General features: G+C 71.2%; 24 protein-coding genes. 11 read left to right on the top strand and 13 right to left on the bottom strand.

Features of this window, described 5'->3' with window-relative positions; translation table 11 throughout:
- Nucleotides 1–7 precede the first annotated feature (7 nt).
- A complete protein-coding gene (locus KBX00_RS03520; protein WP_210823173.1) occupies nt 8–694 on the top strand; it encodes a TetR/AcrR family transcriptional regulator in 687 nt (228 codons plus the stop codon).
- A 70-nt stretch (nt 695–764) separates the two neighbouring features.
- On the opposite strand, the gene KBX00_RS03515 is transcribed toward KBX00_RS03520, so the two are convergent.
- Complete coding sequence (locus KBX00_RS03515) at nt 765–2,108, bottom strand: PHB depolymerase family esterase (protein ID WP_210823171.1); 1,344 nt, start codon at nt 2,106–2,108, stop codon at nt 765–767.
- Between the two features lie 312 nt (nt 2,109–2,420).
- Between KBX00_RS03515 and KBX00_RS03510 the strand changes: the two genes are divergently transcribed.
- Nucleotides 2,421–3,479, top strand: a complete 1,059-nt coding sequence (locus KBX00_RS03510; protein WP_210823169.1) for a PaaX family transcriptional regulator C-terminal domain-containing protein — start codon at nt 2,421–2,423, stop codon at nt 3,477–3,479.
- Between the two features lie 55 nt (nt 3,480–3,534).
- On the opposite strand, the gene KBX00_RS03505 is transcribed toward KBX00_RS03510, so the two are convergent.
- Complete coding sequence (locus KBX00_RS03505) at nt 3,535–4,668, bottom strand: histidine kinase (protein WP_307868010.1); 1,134 nt, start codon at nt 4,666–4,668, stop codon at nt 3,535–3,537.
- Nucleotides 4,669–4,744: 76 nt separating this feature from the next.
- On the opposite strand from KBX00_RS03505, the gene KBX00_RS03500 reads away from it, so the two are divergent.
- The gene (locus KBX00_RS03500) at nt 4,745–5,383 is read left to right on the top strand and encodes a nitroreductase family protein (RefSeq protein WP_210823165.1); all 639 of its coding nucleotides are present in this window, start codon (nt 4,745–4,747) and stop codon (nt 5,381–5,383) included.
- Nucleotides 5,384–5,507: 124 nt separating this feature from the next.
- Nucleotides 5,508–5,930 carry an OsmC family protein gene (locus KBX00_RS03495; RefSeq protein ID WP_307868009.1) on the top strand — a complete coding sequence of 141 codons (423 nt, stop codon included), beginning with the start codon at nt 5,508–5,510 and terminating at the stop codon, nt 5,928–5,930.
- Between the two features lie 121 nt (nt 5,931–6,051).
- On the opposite strand, the gene KBX00_RS03490 is transcribed toward KBX00_RS03495, so the two are convergent.
- From KBX00_RS03490 to KBX00_RS03475, 4 genes are read right to left on the bottom strand one after another with little or no spacing between them, the layout of a single operon-like run.
- Nucleotides 6,052–7,275, bottom strand: coding sequence for an ABC transporter permease (locus tag KBX00_RS03490; protein ID WP_210823164.1), 1,224 nt, complete (start codon nt 7,273–7,275; stop codon nt 6,052–6,054).
- Between the two features lies 1 nt (nt 7,276).
- Nucleotides 7,277–7,972, bottom strand: a complete 696-nt coding sequence (locus tag KBX00_RS03485) for an ABC transporter ATP-binding protein (protein ID WP_374225243.1) — start codon at nt 7,970–7,972, stop codon at nt 7,277–7,279.
- Nucleotides 7,969–9,045 carry a peptidoglycan-binding protein gene (locus KBX00_RS03480; RefSeq protein WP_307868008.1) on the bottom strand — a complete coding sequence of 359 codons (1,077 nt, stop codon included), beginning with the start codon at nt 9,043–9,045 and terminating at the stop codon, nt 7,969–7,971. Before KBX00_RS03480 ends, KBX00_RS03485 begins: the two co-directional genes overlap by 4 nt.
- A complete protein-coding gene (locus KBX00_RS03475; protein ID WP_210823163.1) occupies nt 9,042–9,575 on the bottom strand; it encodes a hypothetical protein in 534 nt (177 codons plus the stop codon). Before KBX00_RS03475 ends, KBX00_RS03480 begins: the two co-directional genes overlap by 4 nt.
- 129 nt (nt 9,576–9,704) lie before the next feature.
- Between KBX00_RS03475 and KBX00_RS03470 the strand changes: the two genes are divergently transcribed.
- Complete coding sequence (locus KBX00_RS03470) at nt 9,705–10,361, top strand: response regulator transcription factor (protein WP_210823162.1); 657 nt, start codon at nt 9,705–9,707, stop codon at nt 10,359–10,361.
- Nucleotides 10,358–11,527 carry a HAMP domain-containing sensor histidine kinase gene (locus tag KBX00_RS03465; protein ID WP_210823161.1) on the top strand — a complete coding sequence of 390 codons (1,170 nt, stop codon included), beginning with the start codon at nt 10,358–10,360 and terminating at the stop codon, nt 11,525–11,527. The genes KBX00_RS03470 and KBX00_RS03465 overlap by 4 nt, the downstream gene beginning before the upstream one ends.
- 27 nt (nt 11,528–11,554) lie before the next feature.
- Here KBX00_RS03465 and KBX00_RS03460 read toward each other — a convergent pair whose 3' ends face one another.
- Nucleotides 11,555–12,499 (bottom strand): FAD-dependent oxidoreductase, encoded by a 945-nt coding sequence (locus KBX00_RS03460; protein ID WP_210823160.1) that lies wholly within the window; start codon nt 12,497–12,499, stop codon nt 11,555–11,557.
- A 9-nt stretch (nt 12,500–12,508) separates the two neighbouring features.
- Nucleotides 12,509–13,627 (bottom strand): GNAT family N-acetyltransferase, encoded by a 1,119-nt coding sequence (locus tag KBX00_RS03455; protein ID WP_210823159.1) that lies wholly within the window; start codon nt 13,625–13,627, stop codon nt 12,509–12,511.
- 55 nt (nt 13,628–13,682) lie between these two features.
- Between KBX00_RS03455 and KBX00_RS03450 the strand changes: the two genes are divergently transcribed.
- Both KBX00_RS03450 and KBX00_RS03445 read left to right on the top strand, forming a co-directional pair.
- A complete protein-coding gene (locus KBX00_RS03450) occupies nt 13,683–14,132 on the top strand; it encodes a MarR family winged helix-turn-helix transcriptional regulator (protein WP_210823157.1) in 450 nt (149 codons plus the stop codon).
- A 63-nt stretch (nt 14,133–14,195) separates the two neighbouring features.
- Nucleotides 14,196–14,666 carry a VOC family protein gene (locus tag KBX00_RS03445; protein ID WP_307868005.1) on the top strand — a complete coding sequence of 157 codons (471 nt, stop codon included), beginning with the start codon at nt 14,196–14,198 and terminating at the stop codon, nt 14,664–14,666.
- Between the two features lie 28 nt (nt 14,667–14,694).
- On the opposite strand, the gene KBX00_RS03440 is transcribed toward KBX00_RS03445, so the two are convergent.
- Nucleotides 14,695–16,161, bottom strand: a complete 1,467-nt coding sequence (locus KBX00_RS03440; RefSeq protein WP_210823155.1) for a hypothetical protein — start codon at nt 16,159–16,161, stop codon at nt 14,695–14,697.
- Nucleotides 16,162–16,633: 472 nt separating this feature from the next.
- Here KBX00_RS03440 and argS point away from each other — a divergent pair, with 472 nt between their 5' ends.
- The gene (argS, locus tag KBX00_RS03435; RefSeq protein ID WP_301547319.1) at nt 16,634–18,295 is read left to right on the top strand and encodes an arginine--tRNA ligase; all 1,662 of its coding nucleotides are present in this window, start codon (nt 16,634–16,636) and stop codon (nt 18,293–18,295) included.
- Between the two features lie 89 nt (nt 18,296–18,384).
- Here the strand turns inward: argS and KBX00_RS03430 are convergent, their stop codons facing one another.
- The 3 genes from KBX00_RS03430 to fxsT all read right to left on the bottom strand — a co-directional run bounded on the left by KBX00_RS03430 (nt 18,385) and on the right by fxsT (nt 22,754).
- Nucleotides 18,385–19,287 (bottom strand): permease prefix domain 1-containing protein, encoded by a 903-nt coding sequence (locus tag KBX00_RS03430; protein WP_210823152.1) that lies wholly within the window; start codon nt 19,285–19,287, stop codon nt 18,385–18,387.
- The gene (locus tag KBX00_RS03425; protein ID WP_307868002.1) at nt 19,284–19,697 is read right to left on the bottom strand and encodes a PadR family transcriptional regulator; all 414 of its coding nucleotides are present in this window, start codon (nt 19,695–19,697) and stop codon (nt 19,284–19,286) included. The genes KBX00_RS03430 and KBX00_RS03425 overlap by 4 nt, the downstream gene beginning before the upstream one ends.
- Before the next feature lie 210 nt (nt 19,698–19,907).
- The gene (gene fxsT / locus KBX00_RS03420; RefSeq protein WP_210823151.1) at nt 19,908–22,754 is read right to left on the bottom strand and encodes an FxSxx-COOH system tetratricopeptide repeat protein; all 2,847 of its coding nucleotides are present in this window, start codon (nt 22,752–22,754) and stop codon (nt 19,908–19,910) included.
- A gap of 119 nt (nt 22,755–22,873) precedes the next feature.
- Between fxsT and KBX00_RS03415 the strand changes: the two genes are divergently transcribed.
- Together KBX00_RS03415 and KBX00_RS03410 are read left to right on the top strand one after the other, a co-directional pair.
- Complete coding sequence (locus KBX00_RS03415; RefSeq protein WP_210823150.1) at nt 22,874–23,029, top strand: hypothetical protein; 156 nt, start codon at nt 22,874–22,876, stop codon at nt 23,027–23,029.
- Nucleotides 23,030–23,186: 157 nt separating this feature from the next.
- Nucleotides 23,187–23,693 (top strand): DUF6624 domain-containing protein, encoded by a 507-nt coding sequence (locus tag KBX00_RS03410; RefSeq protein WP_210823149.1) that lies wholly within the window; start codon nt 23,187–23,189, stop codon nt 23,691–23,693.
- Between the two features lie 93 nt (nt 23,694–23,786).
- Here KBX00_RS03410 and KBX00_RS03405 read toward each other — a convergent pair whose 3' ends face one another.
- Nucleotides 23,787–23,993 (bottom strand): hypothetical protein, encoded by a 207-nt coding sequence (locus KBX00_RS03405; RefSeq protein WP_210823148.1) that lies wholly within the window; start codon nt 23,991–23,993, stop codon nt 23,787–23,789.
- Nucleotides 23,994–24,074: the final 81 nt, after the last annotated feature.

Raw genomic sequence — 24,074 nt, 5'->3', positions numbered from 1 at the left:
TGGGACGGTGCCACACCTCGATGCGCCGCGCCCCAGAGCTGGCAGACCGCCGACGACCTCTCGTGCCCAGATCCTGGCCGCCGCGCGTGGCCTCATCGACCGCAACGGGTGGGAGCGACTCACCATCCGCAAACTGGCCGCCGAGATCGGCGTCGGAGCGACCACCCTTTATCACCATGTCCAGGACAAAGAGGACCTGTTACTTCTCCTGATCAACGAGTACGGGGAACAGGTCGCCCGCCCTCGGCTGCCCGACGAGCCCCGCCAGCGCATCGTCGTCGCGGCGGCCACGATCCACGATGCGCTGGCGGCGTGGCCGTGGGCCGCCGAGGTCCTCACCACCGACGGATTCATCGCCCGGCTCGGCGACTCGCCGCTGGGGCTGGTCGAGGCGGTCGTGGCCGGCGCCGTCGACCACGGCTGCGCTCCCGAGCACGCCGTCTACGTCTTCCGCAGCATCTGGTACTACACCGTCGGGGAGATTCTCGTCCGGTCACACACCGCGCGCCGGGGTCAGAGCGAGGCCGTCACCCACCGAGGCGCGTTCTTCGGCAACATCGACGCCGAGAAGCTGCCGCACCTCGCCGCGCTGGGTGACCGCTGGGCGGTGCTGGCCCCCCGCGACACCTATGTCGACGGCCTCCGTGCCCTCGTCGACGGGCTGCTCGCCCAGGGGGCCCCGACGCAGCCGTAGGCGCGCCGGGCCGCCGTGGGTGCTCCGGGGACGGTACGCGAACGTACCGTCCCCGGAGTCACCGACGATGTCAGGCGACCGTGCAGGACGCCCCGTTGAGGGTGAACGAGCTGGGCCTGGCGGCGTTACCGGTGTGGGTGGCCTGGAAGCCGATCGTCAGCGATCCGTTTGGCGTGATGCTGGCGTTGTACGAGACGTTCCTCGCGGTCACCTGCCCCGAGCTGGGGGAGTAGGTGGCGTTCCAGCCGTTGGTGATGTTCTGCCCACCGGGCAGGGTGAACTCCAGTGACCAGCCGTTGATCGCGCTGGTGCCGGTGTTGGTGATGGTGATGTTCTCGGTGAGCCCGTTGTTCCACGCGTTGACGGCGACGGCCACCCGGCAGGCGCCGGAACCCGGCGGCGGGGTGGTCGGGCTCGGCGGCGGAGTGGTCGGGTTCGGCGGCGGCGTCGTCGGGTTGGGCGGCGGGGTGGTCGGGTTCGGGTTGGTCAGGCCGAAGAACTGGACGGCGGATGCGGCCATGCCGCCGGAGGGCAGGCTGTGCCCCGCGCCCTGGATGCTGTACGCCTCGACCTGGACGGTGCCGCCGCTGTCGGCGAACCTGCGGCGGTTCCAGTTGGCCTGCGGCGTGTCGGTGGAGGTGGGTGTCTGGCTCAGGCCGAACACGTTCGTCCACTGCTCGACGGCCTCCTGCAGCAGTGAGAACGGCACCAGCGTGTCGTTGGTGCCGTGCCACAGCTGCACCCTCGGACGCGGACCGGAGTAGCCGGGGTACGCCTGGCGCACCGCGTCACCCCACTGCTGCGGGGTCCGGTTCATGTTGCCGCCGGTGCACTGGCTGCTGCCGGGCGGGTAGTCCGCCGCGTTGGCGAAGCAGTTGAACGGCACCCCCATGAACGCGGCGCCGGCCTTGAACACGTCGGGATAGAGGGCCAGCATGTGGTTGGTCATCATGCCGCCGGAGGAACTGCCCGTCGCGTAGACCCGGTCGGGGTCGGCGTTGTGCTGCTGTTGCGCGTACCGGACCATCGACATGATGGAGACCGGGTCGCTGCCGCCGCCGCGGCGCTTGGCGGCGTCCGACCAGACGTCGAAGCAGTTGCCGAAGCCGGCCTGCTGGGTCGCGGACGGGTAGATCACGATGAAGCCGTACCGGTCGGCCTGGCTGGCGAACTCACTTCCGGAGTAGAAGCCGGGGCCGGACCCGCCGCAGCCGTGCATGGCCACCACCGTCGCCGGCCGCGCCGGGCGGTTGTCCGGCACGTAGATGTGCATGCGCATCCGGCCGGGGTTGTCTCCGAAGCTGGTCACCTCGGTCAGCGAGGCCGCGTACGCGGGGCTGAACGTGGGCACCACCAGGCCGGTCGCGACCAGGGACATGGCCACGCCGAGCAGTAGTTTCCTTCTGATTTTCACGGACGACTCCTTCGAACACCTGAGTGCAGGCTGGGATCGGTCGGTGCGACGGCGGCGGTGACGTATGCCCGCCGCGAGTGTTCGCGGGTGCGCCCAAGTCCCCGCGGTGATCACGGCTTTTCCACCACGTCTGGCTTGCTCTGCCCGGCTCCGAGTGGCGTCGTGTAGCAGATATTGTTCTCCTGGGCCCAGGAAGTGTCAATCGACGCGCCTCGATCATCTGTGCCCTGGTTTCCGGCCCGGCCGACGGTCCGGCGCATCGGCGTCCATCTACAGTCGATACCCCGTCCCCGAGTCGACGCCGGAGCGCCCGTGAACAGCCCGTTCCACATCGAGGAAATCTATTCCGACGACGGGAGCAACGCGCTGCGGATGCCCCGGCGACAGGTGGGCAACTCACCCCAGGGTTTCGCCATGACGCTGCTGGCGGACTACACCCTGCGGACCCGCGCCGCGCTGCCCTCCGCCGCCATCGTCGCGTTGCTCACCGAGTCCGGGGTGACCACCGCCGGCGCCCGTACCGCGATCAGCCGGCTGGCCCGCCGTGGTGTGCTCGAAGGCAGCCGGCACGGACGGCGTAGCTCGTACCGACTCAGCCGCGCCGCCGCCGCCAACCTCTCCAGCGGCGGCAACTGGATCCTCACCTCCACCACCGCCGCCGCACAGTGGGACGGGTGCTGGACGATCGTCGCCTTCTCGCTGCCACAGGATCGCAGCGCCCAACGCCGGGCGCTGCGCAGCCAGCTCCGCTGGCTCGGATACGCGCCGCTGTACGACGGCCTGTGGATCTCGCCGTACGAGCTGACGCCACGGGCGCGGACGCAGCTCGAACAGTTGACCCTCGGCACCGTCACGGTCTTCCGCGGCCGCCAGGACGCCCTGGATTCGGTAAGTGACCGGGCCCCCATCGCGGCCTGGGACATCGACGCCATCAACCGGCACTACGCGGCGTTTCTGGACCGCTGGACATCGTTGTTGCCGCTGGTCAGCTTCGGGCAGGTGGACGGCGCCGCGGCGGTGCGAGCACGCACCGAGGTGATGGACACCTTTCGCCGCTTTCCCACCCTCGACCCACAGCTACCGGTGGAACTGCTGCCGGCGGGCTGGCTCAGGCAGCCGGCCCGGGATCTGTTCGCGGCCGTGTACGACGGTCTCGCGCACCCCGCCGAGCAGCACGTCCGAGCGGTCGTCGGGCGGTTCACCGACAGCGCGTCGCTCGGCATCCGGGCGCACACCACCGCCGACCTGATCGCCGGAGTGCGCGGTGCCGTCGGCGCCAGCCCGGAGGCACCATCCGTCGAGTGGGAGATTCCGGACCCGACCGTCCACTGCGACGAGGTGACGGACCGGGCCCCGGCCGAGCTGGCCTGACCAGCCGGATACCGGGACCCCGACGGTCAGCCCGAGCGCCGCGGCACGCGGTGCCTCATGCCGTCACCGTGCACGGCAGCGTCGCGGTGACCGTCCAGCCTCGGTCGATGTTCGGTCCGGCGTCGACCGAGCCGCCGAGCAGATGGGCCCGCTCGCGCATGCCGATCAGCCCGAATCCGGTGGATCCGAACCGGCGCGGACTCGGCACCTCTCCGTCGTCGCTCACCCGCAGCCGAACCACCTCGGCGTCGCGGGCGACCCGGACGACGATGCGCGTCGCGTGCCGGGCATGTCGGCGGGCGTTGGTGACCGATTCCTGGGCCAGTCGGTAGATCGCGGTGGCCACCGGCGTCGGCAACCCGTCGAGGTCGCCGGAGAACTCCACCTCGACCGCCGGGCCTGGCGCGGAGCGGCTGGCCAGCCGTTCCAGATCGGTGATGCGGGGGGCCGGTGCGCGGTCGGCCGGCTCGTCGCGGCGCAACACCCGCACCATCGCGCGCATCTCGACGAGCGCCCGGGTCGCCTCCGCCTCGATGATCCGTAGCGCGTCGGCGGCAGCGGCCGGTTGCGTGTCGAGCACCGCCAGCCCGGCCTGGGCCCGGATGGCCATCGCGGACACGTGATGGGCGACGGTGTCGTGCAGGTCGCGGGCCAGCCGCTCCCGTTCCAGCAGCTGCACCTGCTCGAACTCGCGTTGCCGGGCGCGGGCGCGGTAACGCAGCGCGGCCCCGAGCGCGAGCGCGGCCGAGACCACCCCGGCACCGGCCAGCGCGTCGCCCGGACCGAGGTGACCGGCGGCCACGGATGTCGTGATCTTCGCGGCGACGACGGCCGCTCCGAGTACCGCCTCGCGTCCCGAGCCCCACCGCGACAACGAGAACACCAGGATCAGCAGGAAGGCCAGCGTGTGCAGACCGAGGTCGCCGCCCACCACGGCCTCGCCGGCGGCGCAGACCGGGAAGGCGACCGCCGCCATGAGCAACGGCCTGGTCCGTCGCCAGAGCAGCACCGGGGCGAGACCGACGCCGATCAGGACCGGCACGACCGTCGGTGCCGGCAGGTCCGCGCGTACGAGCCCCTCCAGCAGGGCCGTCGCCACGAACACGGCGACCAGTGACCAGTCCCGCCAACCGCGCGCCGGACCCGTCGGCCGCGGCTCGTGCCACCACGATCGCAGCAGCTCCCGCACCATCCGATCGTACGGGCGGCCGAACCTCGACCACCAGTGGCGACGGTGCCCCGGACCGGGTGGCAGGATCGCCCGCATGCAGTTCGCAGAGGTTATCCGCCGCCGTCGGATGGTGCGGCACTACGCCGATCGGCCGCTCAGCCCCGAGGTCATCGAGACGATCCTGGCCAGCGCGTTGCGGGCGCCGTCAGCCGGCTTCTCGCAGGGCTGGGCCTTCCTCGCCCTCACCGACCCGGCCGACCGGGCCAGATTCTGGCCCTTCGTGCCGACCCGCGTCGCGCAGACCCCCACGATGCAGAACGCGCCCCTGGTGGTCGTACCACTCGCGCACAAGGCGGCCTACCTAGCCCGGTACGCCGAGACCGACAAGGGCTGGGCCGACCGGTCGGAAGCCCGCTGGCCGGCACCGTACTGGTACATCGACACCGGCATGGCGGCGCTGATGATGCTGCTCACGGCCGTCGACGAGGGACTGGACGCCTGCTTCTTCGGCATCATGCCGGTCACCGGTGAGTACTTCACGCCCGAGGTCGACGTTCCCGCGCACACGGCCGCCTTCAAGGCCGAGTTCGGCATCCCCGACGAGTACGCACCGATCGGCGGCATCTGCATCGGATACCGCGCCGACGACCTGCCACCGCAGAATCCCGCCGTCGCCGCGCGTCGCCGTGCCGCCAGTACGGTCATCCACCGGGGCCAGTGGGGCAACGCCTGACCCGGCTGCACCGTCGGTCCGGCCGGATCGGTGGCGACCACCCGGGTGCGGCAGGCCCAACGGCCCTGCCGCGCAAGCCTCCTCCGGGATGGGATGAGAGGGAGGACGTACCCGAGGAGGGACCGTGACACCCACGAACACCAGAGTCGGCCTGGACCCGATCGACGTGCGGTTTCGAGCCGGAGAAGCGTACGAGATCCGGGTACGCGAACATCGGCTGCTCGCCGACCAACCGGTCGACGCGGGTGGTGCCGACACCGCGCCGAGCCCCACGGAGCTCTTCGCCGCCTCGCTCGCCGCCTGCGTCGCGTTCTACGCCGGGCGCTACCTGAGGCGGCACGGGCACGATCGGGCCGGTCTGGCGGTGACGGCGTCGTTCGAGATGGCCACCGACCGCCCGGCCCGGGTCGCCACCATCCAGATCACGGTACGACCGCCGACCGACCTGCCACCGGAGAAGTGGCCCGCGTTGCGTGCCGTGGCGAGCCACTGCACGGTGCACAACACGCTGCTGAACGCGCCCCAGATCGAGGTCGACATCGAGTGAACCGGCGTGTCCGCCCGGCACCGACGACGTCCGGTTGCGCCAGGTGCCGGGCATCAGCCTGTGACGGTCCGTCGGCCCGCCGCGGTGCCGCTGCCGGCGGCACCGCGGGCGGGCCGGCGCCTCACGTCGTCGCCAAAGCCTCGGTGGGGGAGAGGCGGGAGGCGCGGATCGCCGGGTACAGGCCGGCCAGGCCACCGATCAGCAGCGTCGCCAGCACACCCCCGGTCGTCGCCCAGGCGGGGACCACGGTCGGCCAACCCTGCGACAGCGCGTACCCGGAGGTCACCAGGATGCCCAGCAGCACGCCGCCAGCTCCGCCCAGGGCCGACAACAGCAGTGACTCGGCGAGGAACTGGCTGCGGACCTGTCCCCGGGTGGCACCGAGTGACCGACGCAGTCCGATCTCCGCCCGCCGCTCCAGCACCGAAATGACCATCGTGTTGGCCACCCCGACGCCACCGACGAGCAGGGCCACCGCGCCCAGCCCCAGCAGCAGCGCGGTGAACGTCTCGTCGGTGGCCTGGGCGGCGGCCAACGCGTCCGAAGGACGGGAGACGTCGACCTCGTTCGGCGCCTCCGGGTTGGCGGTCGCCCCGAGCACCGCGCGGACCGCCTCGACCTGGTCGGCGTCGGTCCTGGTGTAGACGGTGGTCGGGTGACCGTCGAAGCCCAGGTGGCTCGCGGCGACCGGCCAGCCCACCAGAGCCGAACTGTCGAGCTCCGGTGCCAGCGGCGCCGGAGCGAGGATGCCCACCACGGTGAACCAACGACCACCGAGCCAGACCTGCACGTCCGCACCGGCGGCACCCAGCCCGAGCCGCTCGGCGGTGGTCGCGCCGAGCACCACCGCGGGATACCGGGCAGTGGCCTCGTTCAGCCAGGTACCGCTGGCCACCTCGCCGCCGACGGTGTCCAGGAGCCCGAGCTGCGTCGCCCGCACGGCCACTCCGCCGGTCTCCGCCGGCGGGATGTGGTCGGTGCGGTAGACCTTCGCGTCGACGACCTGCCCGGTGGCCGCCACCTGGGTCACCGGACCGATCCGGCCGATCATCGCCACCGAGTCGTCGGGCAGTTGGGCGTCGGTACCGAAGAGGGTTCGGCCCGGTGAGACGGTGAGCAGGTTGGTGCCGAGCGTGGCCAGGGTCCGATCCAGCTCGGCCCGCGACGACGAGGAGATACCGACGACGGCGATCATCGCGGCGATGCCGATGGCGATGCCCAACGCGGAGAGAAATGCCCGCAGCGGACGGGTCCGGAGCCCGACGCCACCGACCCGCACCACGTCGGCGGCCGGCATCCGGGCCGGAGTCAGCTGTTCGCCCGGCCGGTTCTGCGACGTCACCATGTCAGCTCACCCCGCTCGGCGCGAGGCGGGAGTCCGCCCGGATCCGCCCGTCGCGCATCCGCACCTGCCGGGGCAGCGCGGCGGCGATCTCCCGGTCGTGGGTGATGACGACAACCGTGGTGCCGGCCCGGTGCAACTCGTGCAGCAGGTCGAGCACGGCCGTCCCGGAGCCGGTGTCGAGGTTGCCGGTGGGCTCGTCGGCGAGCAGCACGGCGGGCTCGCCGACGACCGCACGGGCCACCGCGACCCGTTGCCGTTCGCCGCCGGATAGTTCGTGCGGCCGGTGCCCGAGGCGGTGCCCGAGGCCGACCCGATCCAGCGCGGCCTCCGCACGCCGCCGCCGCTCCCGCCGGGGTACGCCGGCGTAGAGCAGTCCGTCCGCCACGTTGTCCACCACCGGTACGCCCGGGGCCAGGTGGAACTGCTGGAACACGAAACCGATCCGGGTGGCGCGCAACGCGGAGAGTTGCCGGTCGGACAGTCGCGCCACGTCGTGACCGTCGATCACCACCGTGCCCGAGGTCGGCTCGTCCAGCGTGCCGATCACGTTCAGCATCGTCGACTTGCCGGAGCCGGACGGCCCGACGATGGCCACCAACTCGCCGTACCCGATCCGCAGCGACACCTGGTCGAGCGCGATAACGTCGCCGGCGTACCGCTTGGCGACCTGGTCGAGCGCGACCACGTCGCCGCTCACCGGGGCATCCCGACGGTGGTGCCTTCGACGATCCCGTCGCCGGCGACCTCGACCCGCCCGTCGGCGAACAGTCCGGTGGTCACCGCGACGATCCGGCTGGAGCCCTCGTCGAGGACCTCCACGCCGTAGCCGCCCTCGGCGAGCGCCAACAGCGCGGCCACCGGCACGGTCAGTACGTCCGCGCGCTCGCTGACGGTGAAGGTGATCTCGGCGGACGCCCGGTCGAACTCGGCGAGCGCCTTCTGGTCGTCGACGGCGATTGTCACCTCGATCCTCGTCTCGGCGCTGGCGTCGCCACCGGCGTCCGCCGATCCGTTGTGGATCACCGTCTCGACCGTGTCGACCTTTCCCGTCACCCGCCGGCCGTCGGGCAGGGTGACCTGCACCGTGGTGCCACGTTCGGCGAGGCGCTGGTCGTCGACGTCGAGTTCGGTGGTGACCAGCCGGCTGGTGCCGGTGTAGGTGAGCACCGCCTGCCCTGGCTGGACGGCCGCGCCCACGTCCAGCTGGTGACCCTCCACCCGGACGGCACCGTCGGCGAACGCGACGCGACCCAGCTCGACGCGGCCGGTCTCTGGCACACCGAGGTCGTCCTGCCAGGCACGGACCGCCTCGGCGGTGGCCCAGGTGTACTCGTCGTCGACGGTGAAGCCGGAGTAGCCGAGGGCTTCCAGATTCCGTTCCACCTGTCTGACGTCGGAGCCCTCGGCGCCGGGTTGCAGGGTCCGGTAGGCGGGCAGCCGCCCGTAGAACAGGATCACCGGCTCGTTGTCGACGGCGTAGAGGGCCTTGCCGCGCGCGACGGTGGCGCCGGCGTCGGGCAGCGCGGTGAGGGTGCCGGGCAGTCGGCTGGTCGCGGTCCGACCGGGCCCGTGTCCCAGCTCCCCGTCGACGGTCTTTGCGTCGGCGAGGGTCTGTCGGGTGACGGCGGCGCTGCCGGGCGCGGCGGTGCCCGCCTCGGCGGCCCCGTCGCCGGAGCCACCACCGAAGCCGACCGCAGCGGCCACGCCGGCTCCGGCGACGAGGATCAGCGCCGCGCCACCGGCGGCGGGCAGGCGGGTTCGACGGGTCACCGGGCGCCCCCGAACTGCGGGGCGTGCTGACGGCACGCCTCCAGAGCGGCGCGGAACGCCGGGTCGTCCGGGTCGATGCGCAGGGCGTCCCGCTGGATCTGGATCCGGCCGTCCGCCGCCGGGTCGGGGAACTCCGGCACCCCGTTCTGCCGCATGCACCGGGCCATGACCCGCATCTGGTCGAGCTGCTCGGGGTCGAGCCGCGCCGCCTGCCCGCCGTTGGGCAACAGCTGGCGGCACTTCTCCATGCCGGCCTCGACCTGTTCCGGGTCGACACTGCCGTCGAACCGGAACATCGGTCCGTTGCCGGCCTCCGGGTCGGGCATCTCCACTCCGTTCTCCCGCATGCAGCGGGCGAAGTCCAGTCGGCGTTCGGCGTCGCTGCCACCCGCACCGTCACCGGTGGCGGAGGCGGTGGGCGCGGCGGCGCCACCGGCGGTGGCCACCCCGGTCCGGTCGCCGTCCTGGCCCGCACACCCGGCGAGCGCCAGGATCAGCAGTACGGGAAGCGTGAGTGTGCTCCGTAGCATCGTCGGTGTCCTCTCCCGCGTCCGACGACGGTCGCCGGACACCGGACAAGTGCATCCGGCGTGGCGTATCGCGGGCATAACCGATCACGTTTACGTCGGCGTTATCCACGCTCGCGGCACCATGGACCGGTGCGAGTGCTGGTGGTCGAGGATGAGGACGTGTTGGCCGACGCCGTCGCGGAGTGGCTGCGCCGGGAAGCCTTCGCGGTCGACGTCGCGTACGACGGCGACGCCGCGTTGGAACGGCTCGGGGTCAACGAGTACTCAGTCGTGGTGCTCGACCGGGACCTGCCGGTAGTGCACGGCGACGACGTGTGTCGGGCGATCGTCGACTCCGGGGGTGACACCCGGGTGCTGATGCTCACCGCGGCCGCAGCGGTGCGTGACCGGGTGGCCGGTCTCGCCCTCGGCGCCGACGACTACCTGGTGAAACCGTTCGCGCTCGTGGAACTGGCTGCCCGGGTGCACGCGCTGACCCGGCGGACCCGGCCCGCCGCGCCGCCGACGCTGCGTCGGGCGGGCATCGTGGTGGACCCGGGCCGCCGCGAGGTGTACCGCGACGGTCGGTACGTGTCGCTGTCGCGCAAGGAGTTCGCGGTGCTGGCCGAGTTGCTGCGCGCCGACGGTGCGGTGGTCTCCGCCGAGGAGCTGCTGGAGCGGGCGTGGGACGAGCACATCGACCCGTTCACAAACGTGGTCCGGGTCACCGTGATGAAGCTGCGGCGCAAGCTCGGCGATCCGCCGGTGATCGAGACGGTACCCGGCACGGGGTACACGGTCCGGTGAAGCGGCTGACTCTGCGGGCCCGCCTCACCCTGGTCTACGGCGGCCTCCTCCTGCTCGCCGGCATCGTCCTGCTCGGCGTCACGTACGTGCTGGTGGACCAGCGGATGCCGCAGCCGATGCGCGCCGAACTGCCGGACCGCACCGCCGTGGTGACCCGGCTGCCCACGTCGGCGGAGGATCTCGACAAGATCCGCATGTTGATCCAGGACGTGCAGAGCGAGGCCAAGCGCAACGCCCTGGAGTCGCTGCTCACCCAGGGCGGCATCGCGCTGGCGGTGGTCTCCGCGGCAGCCGTGGTGATCGGTTGGTTGGTCGCCGGCCGGGCGCTGCAACCGCTGCACCAGATCACCGGGACGGCCCGCCGGATCGCCGGGGCCGACTCCGCCGGACGTGGTCTGCACGAACGGATCGCGTTGACCGGCCCTCGCGACGAGGTGCGGGAGCTGGCCGACACGTTCGACCAGATGCTGGAGCGGCTCGACCGTTCCTTCGACGGTCAACGACGGTTCGTGGCGAACGCCTCCCACGAGCTGCGGACACCGCTCGCGCTGAACCGGGCGCTCGTGGAACTGGCGGTCAGCCGGCCGGACGCCCCGGCCGAGGTTCGTCGGCTCGGCGAGGCGTTGCTGTCGGTGAACGAACGACACGAGCGGCTGATCGACGGGCTGCTCACCCTCGCCGACTCGGAGAGCGAAGTGACCGAGCGTGCGACGGTCGACCTCGCCGAGATCGCCGCCCACGTGGTCGAGCAGGTGGCCCCGGTGTACCCGGAGGTTCCGGTACACCGCTCGCTGGAGCCGGCCCGCACGGTCGGCGATCCGGTGCTGCTGGAGCGGCTGGTGTTCAACCTGGTGGAGAACGCCCTGCGGCACAACGTGCCGACGGACGGGTGGGTGCGGCTACGTACCGGACAGGTGGCCGGCCGTCCCACCCTGGTCGTGGTCAACACCGGTCCGGTGATCCCGAGCTACGACGTGGAGACGATGTTCCAGCCGTTTCGGCGTCTCAGCCGGGAGCGGGTGGCGGGCACGAGGGGCTTCGGGCTCGGGTTGTCGATCGTGCGGGCGGTGGCCCGGGCGCACGGTGGCGCAGCCGAGGCAGCGCCACGTCCCGACGGCGGCCTCACCGTCACGGTGACGCTGCCACCGGCGACACCGACCCGATGATCTCGCTGACGACCGGGGGGCGGCGGGTCAGCGCAGCCCGGACACCAGGTGGGCCACGTCCTCGGCGCAGCCGTAGGCGAGCGTCACGCCGGCCCCGCCGTGGCCGTAGCAGTGCACCACCGGACCGCGGTCGGTGACCTCGGCCTCCAGCCGCACACTCGGCCGACCGGGCCGTAGCCCGACCCGGTGACCGAGGACCCGCGCGTCGCGCAGCGCGGGCACGAGGTCGGCGCAGCGATCGAGGATGCCGCCGGCCGTGTCCGCCCGAACGGTCAGGTCCTCGTCGCCGTCGTCGGCGGTGCCACCGAGCAGCACGGTGTCATCGCGGGGTACGACGTATCGCAGCTGTTCGGGATCGGACTGGTCGATCACCCACTCGCGCAGGCCGAACTGGGCGACGACGACCACCTGTCCCCGCACCGGGGTGAGGTGGGCGTCGCCGACGAGCTCCCGGGAGCCGAGGCCGGTGCAGTTGACCACGACGTCCACGCCGACGAGGGCGTCGGCCAGCTTCTCGAACCGCCCGGAGCGGACCGCGACCCCGGCGGCGGTCACCTCGCCGAGCAGCCAGGGCAGGTGCACCGCCATGTCCGCCACCGGGACGGTCAGCTGGAAACCGTCGGCGTAGCCCGTCGGTAGTCTCTCCGCGGTGACCCGGGTCAGCTCCGGCACCGCGTCCCGCCACCACGGCTCGGGTGCGGGCCGGCGGAACAGCTCCCGCCCCAGCCGCATCCGCACCCCGGTGCGCGGATCGGCGGCCAGGCCGCGCAGGGTCGTGTAGCTGGACGCCGACCAGCGGGTCACGTCCGCCGCCGGGTACGCGCGGTAGGGATACCAGAGCGCAGCCGCGATCGCCGATGTCGTCTCCTCGCCCATCCGGGCGGCGACGAGGTCGACGTGATGGCCGTCGCGGGCCAGGCGCAGTGCGCTGGTCAGACCTACGACGCCGGCACCGACCACCCGAACCCTCATGCCTGGGGATCACACCACACCTGCGTCGTGGTGGACAGTGCCGGTCGGCTGACCGGGGCGTGGCTTGGACAGGCGCACACTGTCCGGTGGGGTGTCCTCGGTCGCGGTGCGGGTGTAGCCGGCGCGCTCGTACAGGCCGATGTTGCGGGTGCTGCGGTGGCCGGTGAAGAGGGTGCAATGGGTGGTCTCCCCGGGAGCCTGTCCTTCGGCGTACGACAGCAGCCAGGAGCCGATGCCGTTGCCCGCCTGGTCGGGTGCCACCATCAGGCGACCGATCAGCCAGGCGCCCTGGTGCGCCCGGGCGCGCACCGCCGCGACGAGGCGACCGTCGTGGCGCACGCACCACCACCGCCACGTCGCCATCGACGCCCGTAGGTCGGCGAGGTCTTCCCGGAGCGGTGCCAGGTCGAGGGTGTCGTTGGCGATGGCTTCCTGGACCCAGCAGCACCGTTGCAGGACGAGCAGTTCCGCCAGGTCGCCGGGGCGGGCCTCGCGAAGCGTGAGACCGGCGACCGGCCCGTCGACGTCCGTCGGGTCGTTTCCACCGCGCAGGGGACGCAGCGCGCGGGCCACCCGGCTCAGCTCGATCAGCAGTGCGCGGGCGGCGCCGTCGAGCGCTGCGGATCCGGCCACCTGACCGGCGTGGACGCTGTCCGCGAGGCGCAGGGCGACGGTCGCGCCGATGGGCATCATCCGCAGCGTCGTGACGACCTGCTTCGCCATCTGCACCGACCGGGTGCCGGCGGAGGTGTTGCCGTAGCTGACGAAGGCCACCGGCTTCCACGCCCACTCGTGATAGAGGAAGTCGAAGGCGTTCTTCAGCACCGCCGGCATGCCGAAGTTGTATTCGGGCGTCACCACCACGAAGGCGTCGGCCGCGGCGACGGTGCGGCTCCACCGGCGGGTGTGCTCGTGCCGGTAGCTGCCGCTGGCGGGATGCTCCGGTTCGTCGAGCAACGGCAGCGCGATGTCGGCCAGGTCGGCGACGTCCACCGTGACCGGGTAGGACGCGACGTCCGACCGGACGGTCCGCACGAACCAGTCGGTGATCGCGGGCCCGAGCCGGCCGGGGCGGGTGCTGGCGGTGATGACGAGGACCCGGAGCGGGCTGGAGTCATTCGATGACATGTCAACGACCTTAGGTCGATTTCAGTGACACGTCAACGACGGGTAGGGTGACCACATGGACACCGCCTGGCTGAGCGCGGACGAGGAGCAGGCGTGGCGAGCCTTCCGGCGGCTGCTCATCGCATTGCCCGCCCGGATCGGCCGCGACCTGGCCCGCGACTCGGGACTGTCCGCCGCGGACTACGAGGTGCTGAGCACGCTGTCGGAGAAACCCGACCGCCGCTGGGAACTCCGGGAGCTGGCTGCCAAGATGGAGTGGTCGCGCAGCCGCCTGTCCCACCACGCCGCGCGGATGCAGGCACGGGGACTCATCGACAAGGAACCGGATCCGCAGGACGCCCGTGGTTGTCTGCTGCACCTGACCGATGACGGCTTCGCCGTCCTCGAACGGGCAGCGCCGCACCACGTCGTGTCGGTGCGATCTCGCTTTCTGGCACATGTGAGTGCCGACGAACTTGCCATGCTGCGCGCGCTCTCGACCCGGATCGCCGACCTGCCCGACTGAGCGTGACGCAGCATTGCCGGTGGTGCCGGCGTCGGCGCCGCCGGACGACACAGGGGAGTGGCAGTGACGAGTTCATCCGAGAAGTCCACGTCGACGGTTCGCCAGCTGCGGCTGGTGGTGCAGGCCGACGACTACGAGGCGGCGGTGCGGTTCTATCGCGACGTGCTCGGCCTGCCCGAGCAGGCGGCGTACTCCGGTGCGGACGACGCCCGGGTGGTGATCCTGGACGCCGGGCGGGCGACACTGGAGATCGCCAACCCGGCGCAGAAGCGCATGATCGACGACGTCGAGGTGGGACGCCAGGTGGCGCCGAGTATCCGGGTCGCGTTCGAGGTGGACGACACCGCCGCGACCACCGATCGGCTGGTCGCCGCCGGTGCCGAGCAGGTGGCACCACCCACCACCACGCCGTGGCACTCGGTCAACGCCCGTCTCGACGCCCCGGCCGGTCTGCACATCACCGTGTTCCAGGAACTGCGTACGCTCGACGAGCGGGTCGACCTCGACGGTTTCGGCACCGACGCGGGCCGGTGACCAGACGTCCGGATCGCCGGCACCCCGGTCAGCCGGCGGCCGGCTTCGGGGTGCCGCAGAGCTTGGTGCCGGGCGGGATGACCTCCTCGTCGCTGTGGATGACGTACGGCGGTGGCCCCAGTTTGCCGGACGGGTCGATCGGCTTGACATTGATCAGGCTGAGGAACTTGTTGATCACGTTCACCACCGGGGCCAGGATGGTGTATCCCACGCCGTACGAGGCTCGGACGCCGATGCCCACGCCCCGGCAGACCGCCAGCGGCGCGCCGAGTGCCGATCCGATCGTCGTCCCGTAGGCGGTGGACACCTCGAAGAACAGGCCGGCCTTGAGCACGAACGCGCTGAACCCGACGTCGAACTTGACCTGATGCTCGATGAGCAGGCCCATCACCCCGACCGGTACGCCGCGCAGGGAGTTGATCAAGCTCTCCTTGCGCTTGAAGTTCTTGCTGACCTGCGGGCCGAACGTGCCGTTGGCGTAGCCGTACCCGAGCGAGCCGGCGAGGGAGAACTCACCCTTGCCCTTGATCGTCCCCGCTTTCGCGCCGAACGCGGTGGTGACCTTCACCGTCTGGCTGATGGTCAGCGCCAGCGGCACGCCGAGCACCGTGCCCATCGGGATGCTGAAGTCCACCGGGATGGGAAGCACCGCCCGGATGTTCTGCCCGTCCCGGAGCCCGGCCTCGAACGAGTAACGGATGCCGAAGCCGCCGCTGATCGACAGCTCGGCCCGGGTCACCGAACCGCCGCTGATCTTCAGGTGGAAATCCGCCTCCGGCGTGGCGAAGGTCAGCGCGGCCCGTCCGGACAGGATCGTACCGTCGCGGTCGTAGTGGAAGCTGACCTCCGCACCGTCGGTGAGGCTGACGCCGGTGGAGAAGTTGGCGACGACCGTCCTGACCTCGCCACCGCCACGGCTCGGCGGCGGCTGGTTCGGTCGCGGCGGCGGCGGGGCGAGCAGCAGCGGCCCGGCCCGGCCGGCGCGGCCGGTCGGCGTGGCGCCCAGGGCGTCGGCCTCCTCCTCGGACATCGCCCAGATCGGTTCGCCGGCCTGGTAGACGACCGGGTTCTCGATGGCGATGCCGCGCTGTTCGAGGGTGCCGTCGCGGATCACGTCGGTCACGGTGACCGGGCCGATCGTGACGAGCAGGTCGCCCCCGTCGCGCTGCACGTCGAGCACCCGGCCGACGCCACGACCGGTGACGAACATGACCTTTCCGGGCGCCAGGTCGTCGGCCCGGGGGGCGTCGCCGTCGAGCCGCCAGGTCAACCCGTCGGCGGTGACCGACCGGACCGAGCGGCCGCCGCCACCGACGAGGACCACGTCGGGTTGGTACGTCAGGTCGGGGTGGGGCACCGGTGCCATGCCGTAGCGCAACGCGGACTCGCTGTACGGGTCCTCGTCGGCGGCCGGGTCGCCCGGGAACCGGCCGCCGCATCCCGTCGCGGCCAGTACGAGAACCACGGTGAGGACGGCCGAGACAAGCTTGCGCACCGGGACTCCTCAATGGATCGGGACGTTGCCACCCTCCGGCACCGGAGCTGCGGCGTCAGGCCCGGTCACGCCGACGCGGACCAGGGGCGGGCCATGGCACCGACCCTAGCCAGCGCCCGCGGCGAGGGAATCAGGGTTTTCCCCACGCCTCGACGGGCCGGGCGCGGAAACCCGGTCCCCGTCGGCACCGCACGGCGCGTACACTTCCGGCATCTGGCCGCGCTCGGTTCGCGGCCCCGGCGGTCGAGGCGGTGGAGATGGATCGGGTGCTCGGCACCGTCCGCCGCTCGCGCCTGCGACGACGATAGTCGTCCCGCTCACCCGCGCGTACCTTCCGCCGTGCCCGCACCCACCGTGCGGCCGGCCCGCCTCGTGACGATCGCTCATCCCATCCCAGGGAGTACCCGTGACCGTGCCCTCGCTGGCCTCGTCGTTGTCCGACTCCGTCACCGCAAGCGCGGCCCGCCTGGGGATGGCGGACCTCGCGCCGCAACTCCGCCGCTCCGCGCACGCCGACTTCCAGGCCGACGGTGTGCTGGCGGCGGCGCGGACGCTGCGTCGCAACCCCCGGCAGGTCGCGGCTGAGGTGGTCGCGGGCCTGCCCGACGATGGTCTGGTGGCCAGCGCGGTCGTGGCCGGGCCGGGCTTCGTCAACCTCGACCTGACCGACCGGGCGTTGCTGGCGCAGCTCATCCGCCGGTTGGGCGATGACCGGCTGGGCGTCGGTACCCCCGAGACGGGCGTCACCACCGTGATCGACTACTCCCAGCCGAACATCGCCAAGGAGATGCACGTCGGGCACCTGCGCTCGACGATCATCGGTGACGCGCTGGTGCGGATCCTGGAACACCTCGGCGGCACCGTGGTGCGGCGCAACCACATCGGCGACTGGGGAACCCAGTTCGGCATGCTCATCCAGTACCAGGTCGAGCACCCCGAGCCGGCACCGGACGACACCGGCACCATGGGTCGGCTGGCCACCCTCTACCGGCTGGCTCGGGCGGAGTTCGACACCGACTCCGCGTTCGCCGACCGGGCCCGGCGACGGGTGGTGGCGTTGCAGGCCGGCGACGCCGGCACCGTGGCCGCCTGGCGGAACATCGTCGCCGAGTCGACCCGCTACTTCACCGACGTCTACGACCGGCTGGGTGTGCGGCTGACCGACGCCGACACGGTGGGGGAGAGCGCCTACAACGCCGCGCTGCCCGCGATCGCCGACGAACTCGAACGCCGGGGAGTCGCGGTGACCAGCGACGGCGCGCTCTGCGTATTCTTCGACGACCTGCGCGGCCCGGACGGCGAGCCCAGCCCACTGATCGTACGCAAGCGGGACGGCGGTTTCGGCTACGCCGCGACCGACCTGGCCGCGCTGCGGCAGCGCGTGGCGGAGCTGCACGCCGACCGGCTGCTGTACGTGGTCGACGCCCGGCAGGCCCGGCACTTCCGGATGGTCTTCGACACCGCGCGGCGGGCCGGGTGGCTGCCGGCGACCGTACCCGCCGTGCACGTCGCGTTCGGTACCGTCCTCGGCCCGGACGGGCGGCCGTTCAAGACCCGGGCCGGTGACACCGTCCGCCTGGTCGATCTGCTCACCGAGGCGGTCGACCGGGCCCGGGAGGTGGTCGCGGCCAAGAATCCCGGGCTGACCGGAGCCGCCCTGGACGAGCGGGCGTGGCAGGTCGGCATCGGCGCGGTCAAGTACGCCGACCTGGCCACCAACCGGACCCGCGACTACCTCTACGATCCGCAGCGGATGCTAGCGCTGGCCGGCAACACCGGCGTCTACCTTCAGTACGCGCACGCCCGCGTCCGGTCCATCCTGGCCCGCGCCGACGGCGGCCACACCACAGTGGACGTGACGGCGACGCTGGAACCCGCGGAACGCGCGCTGATCCTCGACCTCGACGCGTTCGCCGACACCCTCGCCGAGGTGGTCGCCGGGCACGAGCCGCACCGCCTCTGCGGCTACCTGTACCGCCTGGCGCAGACCTTCACCACGTTCTACGAGCACAGCCCGGTGCTGCGCGCCACCGGACCACAGCGCGCCAACCGCCTGGCCCTGTGCCACCTCACCGGCGACACCCTGCGCACCGGCCTGCACCTGCTCGGCATCCCCACCCCCGACCACCTGTGACCGCCGTGGCGCCCGCCCCGTTGATCAAGAGGTTCGCGTCGTGGTTCGACGGTCGGCGATCTCATTTTCTTGATCAACGGAGCGGGAGTTCAGCACCGAGGGTGGCCGAACTGCATGCGGGCCAGCATCAGCAGCATGACCACGACACCGCCGAGCGGCGCGAGCCAGGACCAGGCCCAGCCGACGGTGAAGCTGAGCACCCCGAAGGTGGCGGTCGCGACCAACCAGAGCGTGGCCACGTAGAGCCCGAACCGGGCGGCGGCGGCCGGGTCCCGGGTGAACACGTCGACCGTTTCCCGGTGGGTCGCCTCCATGCTCAGCACCCACGGCTTGTGCCGGTTGGTCTGGGTGCCACCGAGGTAGGCGAAGAGCACCACCGCCACGACCACCGCGAGCGCCCCGCCGACCAGCCACGGAAGACTGCCGTCGGTCAGGAACTGCCAGCCGGCGCCGAGCCCGGCGAGCACCAGGGTGACGGCGGCGCCGTACCCCCCGGCGCGCCCCGCCGGCATCGGGTAGCTGGTCGAGGTCTCCTGGCACAGCGCGTCGGCGGTGCCGGCCCCGGCCGCGACCGCGACGGCGGCCACCGCCACCAGCAACCAACCCGACGGTACGGCGGTGCCGGCCACGGTGAGCACCAAGAGTACGACTCCGGTGACGCCGAGTGCGGCGAGCAGCGCCGTGCGAATCAGGAATCCGGCCGCCGGACGGATTCGCTGGCGCTCCCATTCGGTGTGGCTGGAGGTCGGCCCGGCCGCCGGCACCGCGTCCAACAGCGGGCCGAGGTCGCCCAGCTCGGCCATGGCCGCGCGGGCGGCGACGGCGGGGGAACGGCCCGCGTCGACCAGCTCGCCGACGCGGGCGACCAGGTTGGCCCGGATCTCCTCCTTGAGATCCTGCCGTTCGGGGCTCATCTCGGCACCGGCGAACGCCTCGTCGAGCAGCCGGTGGACGTCCAGCGCGGTGTCGTAAGTGGAGTGTGCGGTGGTCATGCGGACTGCCCTCCGGTCGTTTCGTCGGGGTGGCCGGCACGGTCGGCCAGGTCGAGCAGGGTGTCGATGAGGTCGCGGGTCACCGACCAGGCCGCCACGTTGCGGCGGTAGACCGCACGTCCGGCGTCGGTGATCCGGTAGTACTTGCGGCGGCCACCCTGGGTTTCGTCGCCCCAGTACGACTCGATCAGCCCGTCCCGGGCGAGCCGGCGGTAGCTGGCGTACAGGGTGGCTTCCTTGATCTCGTGGCGGCCGCCGGTGCGGTCCCGGATCCGCTTGAAGATCTCGAAGCCGTAGCTGTCGGTGCGGCGCAGCAGCCCCAGCACGATCGTGTCGGTGTGACCGCGCAGCAGGTCGGCGGCGAGCACGTCGTCGGCGGAGGGCTCCACGGTCGAAGACTTATCAACCACAACAGGTACTGTATCAGACCAAGTACATGAGTTGTTTGGGTTGATGTTCGGCCGGCGGCATCCGGGGACTCTCAGAAGGTGCCGGGGAACAGGGTTCGAGCTCGTCGGATCGGCGACGGCTTGGGTTACCTGTTTTCGCTCGCGGCGCTCAGGGGCAGCGCCCGGAGCCGGCCCCCGGGTCCGGATCGCGCCGGGTTCGCTCGGGGTGGGTCAGCGCTTCTTCCTGGTGTTACGTCTGGCGCCCGGTCGTCCACCCATCTGCGCCCTGATCCCGTTGACCAACTCTTGGGTCCGCCGGGTCCGCTTGTCGCCTGATCCGAACAGTCGTCGTTCTGCTTCGAGTTTCGCCGTTGCCTGTGCTCGTGCTGCCCCTACCGCGCCTCGAACTAGGAGCAGCCGCGCCAGGTTGCCGCGGGTGGTGAGGGTGTCGGGGTGGTCGGGGCCGAGGACGCGGAGTTGGTCGGTGAGGAGTTGCTCGTAGCCGGTGATGGCGGCGTGGTGGTCGCCGGCCTCACCTCGCCAAGCGGCGAGGTTGTTGCGGGTGGTGAGGGTGTCGGGGTGGTCGGGGTCGAGGATGCGGAGTCGGTCGGTGAGGAGTTCTTCGTAGCTGGTGATGGCGGCGTGGTGGTCGCCGGCCTCACCTCGCCAATGGGCGAGGTTGTTGCGGGTGGTGAGGGTACTGGGGTGGTCGGGGTCGAGGATGCGGAGTTGGTCGGTGAGGAGTTGCTCGTAGCTGGTGATGGCGGCGTGGTGGTCGCCGGTCTCACCTCGCCAACGGGCGAGGTTGCCGCGGGTGGTGAGGGTGTCGGGGTGGTCGGGGCCGAGGACGCGGAGTTGGTCGGTGAGGAGTTGCTCGTAGCCGGTGATGGCGGCGTGGTGGTCGCCGGTCTCACCTCGCCAACGGGCGAGGTTGCCGCGGGTGGTGAGGGTGTCGGGGTGGTCGGGGCCGAGGACGCGGAGTTGGTCGGTGAGCAGTTGCTCGTAGCCGGTGATGGCGGCGTGGAGGTCGCCGGCCTCGCCTCGCCATGCGGCGAGGTTGCCTCGAGTGGACAGCGTGTCGCGGTGGTCGGGACCAATGACGGCGACACGACGGAGCAAAACATCGTTGACCCTGTTGATGCTTCGGCTCAAGTCCCCGAAAGCAGCGAGGAGGATTGCGTGATCGTTGGCTGAGCGCAGTGTGGCAGGGTCGTTGGGCCCGAGGGTCCTCTGGCGGCGGGCCAGTGTGTCCTCGACCAGGTTCAGCGCTTCCCGGTCGCGACCCTGCTTGTGGTGGGCGTGCGCGAGTTCGGCGGCTGCGGTGAGAGTGTGCGGGTCATCGGGGCCCAGATTCTGTCGCCACTGGTCGTAGAGACGTTCGGCGAAGCGGAATCCGGCACCGGTGTTGCCGCTGTAGAGCAGGTAGAGCATGGCGTCGGAGGCCACGTCGCGCAGGCCACGGTCATCCGTGTTGCCCGGGTCCAGGGCCAGCAGATGCGGCATGAGCTGGGACCAGGCTGGCCAGGTGACCGCCGATGCCGGCTCGCCGGGATTGCAGGCCGCCACGAGGCTGCCCGCCTGCCGGCGCAGGTCGTCCTGCTTATGGGCATCGAGTTGGCTGAGAACGAGGGTCTGCACCAGACGGTGAACCTGGATGCCACGTTGTGACATGCCGATCAGATCACCGAGACGAGATGCGGTCCGATAGAGCCGAATGGGACTGGCCAGGATCGGCCCCAGTGGCTCCGGCACGGGGCTGGGCGCGGCGGTGAGCATCGCGATCGGGATGGGTTCGGGTGCCATGACGCAGCACAGGCGCAGCAGATGAAGTGCTTCGTCGTCATCGGCAAGCTCGGTGATGGAGACACGCAAGGCAGCGGCGAGCGACCGCGGGTATGACGGTGGTAGGCCCGCGTTGAGCACCTCATCGGCGTCGGTGTCCAGCATCTGGACATACAGCTCAACCGGCATCGTCGACAACACCGTCGCCGCTTGGACCAACGCCAACGGGAGGTCACCGAGCTTGTCCGCCACCACATCGGCGTTGTCAACTGAGAGCTCCGGCACCCGATGCCGCAGGAGTGTGACCGACTCCCGCCGGGTCAGCAGCTCGAGGGTCACCCTGGTGAACTCGGGCCAGTTTCCCCTCCTTGATGTGATGAGGACGTGGCCGATCCCGACCGGCACCCACGGTTGGACCGCCTCGGCGGTTTCCGCGTTGTCGAAGACCAGCAACCACCGTTTCGGCTGCTGCAGGTACCTGCGCAACGCGGGCAGCGCCCCGGCCTCGCCGTGCTCGGCTACCAGTCCCAGATCGGTGGCGAGGGCGGTGAGCCGGGCCGGCACCAACTGCGGGTCCTCAGCGTTGATCCACGCCACGAGGTCGTACTGGGCGGCGAACCGGTGGACGTACTGCATCGCCACCTGGGTCTTGCCGACCCCGCCGAGCGGAACTGATGACTGGATCACGACGGGCTGTCCAGGACGGAGCCGCCGACGCACGTCGTCGATGTCGCGATCGCGGCCGATGAAGTCCGCGTTGCGGTGGGGCACCTGCCACAGCGTCGGCTGGTGTGCCCCTGGAAGCCGAGGGGCCTCGTTCGTCGAGCGCTGCCGAGGAACCTGCGGGCCCGGGAAGGCGGGCTCCGTTGCGGGCCGTTGCGTCGTACGCACCGCATTGATCAGGACTCGGTGCGCGTCCTCGGCCGACAGTCCGGCCAGGCTCGGGGCGATCAGCGGACGGAGCAGCGGCGGGGGTGCGGCATCGTCCAGGCGCAGCGGGATCAGACGTCCGTGCCGATCACGTCCGGACATGACGCCGGTCCACTCGTCGGTGGTGAACCGTTGGTGTTCGAAGTACGCCGCGGAGAACAGCGCCACCACCCGGTCTGCCTGCTGCAACGCCTGACTCATCCGCACTACCGCGTTGTCGCCGGCGGCCCAGTCCCACAGGTCCAGTTCCACCGTGTACCCGGCCTGTTCCAGCTGCCAGGCCACCCACTCCGCCCACGCCCGATCCGGGCCGGCATAGGAAATGAACAGCTTTTTAGCGGTCAGCGCCCCGGCATCCGTCGTCACGAAACAGACCTACCATGCAGGACAATCCGGCCCACCACCCAGTGTCCTGTTGACGACACTGCAAGGTCACTTGTTGGTCGTCGGTATCGTGACGCCCGACAGCGAAGCGGAGGTGCACGGTGACCACCAACGACGAGGAACTGCGGGTCAAGCACCTGGCCGACATCCAAGCCACGGTCTCCCGCCTCGCGCAGAACTCGTTCACCATCCGAGGCTGGTCTGTCACCCTCGTCTCCGTCGTCATCACCGCCTACCGTCTCGCCGCTGCGCAGTAACCATCGCTGTGGTTCGAGGAAGGGAGGCATCATCAGAGACCTACGGCGAGCGTCGTTTCCGCTGATCGTCCTGACGGCGCTTGTCGGCTGCTCGTCCTCGCCTCGCTCGGCCGAGCCGTCCCAGTCATCGGTGTCGCCGGCGACGTCGCCTGCGGCCGTGAGCTTCAACGAGGTGCTGCACGACGAGCTGATCGGGATGTTCGAGCGTGACCAGGCGGCGCTGAGAGGAATCCCGCAGACCGACACCCCGGAGCAGCGCACCGCCCGGTTGAAGGAGATAGTCCAGGAGTACGGCTGGCCGACCTTCGACCTCGTCGGCAAGGACGGCGAGAACGCGGCCTGGTTGATCGCCCAACACGCCGACCTCGATCTCGCCTTCCAGCAGCAGGCGCTCGAGCTGCTTCGGGCAGCCGTCGCGGACGGTCAGGCGTCTCCCGGCAATCTGGCCTACCTCGAGGATCGGGTCGCGGTGGCGAAGGGAGAGCCCCAGACGTACGGGACGCAGATGCGGTGCGGTGCGGACGGGCCGGCGCCCGCCACCCCGATCCGGGACGAGGCCGGTGTCGACAAGCGGCGGGCCACGGCGGGTCTCCAGCCACTGGCCGCCTACCTGGACGAGATGGCCGCGATCTGCGCGGAGTCGGACGACCAGCCGCCCGACTGACCGCCCGGACGAGGTGGTTGAGCATCGCCCACAAGCTGCCGTCCTGCCGGCCGCGCGATGCCCTGGCTGGGCGCGCAGATGAGTCCTCGGTGTCTACCGGGTTGAGCCGGACGGGGTCGCTTCGGGTACTTGAAGGGCTCGTCCGCACACCGCCACCCAGTCGGGGTCGACGGTGACATGGTCGACGGTGTTGGCCAGGTACCTGATGGCGGCGTCGGGCCTCAGCGGCAACAGTGCGTCAAGGACGTCCATGTACAGCGACTCCAGCAGGATCTCGGCCAGCAATCCTGGCAGTCTCATGGGTAGCTCGGGCAGCGGTGGGCAGCCGGCAGCGACGAGTGTCTCGATCTCGGGCCAGTCGTCGCTACCGTTTCGGACATC

The organism is Micromonospora sp. C95 (assembly GCF_018070465.1).
Lineage (GTDB): Bacteria > Actinomycetota > Actinomycetes > Mycobacteriales > Micromonosporaceae > Micromonospora.
The sequence above is the reverse complement of the archived record's forward strand: the minus strand, read 5'-3'. Positions and strand labels throughout refer to the sequence as shown.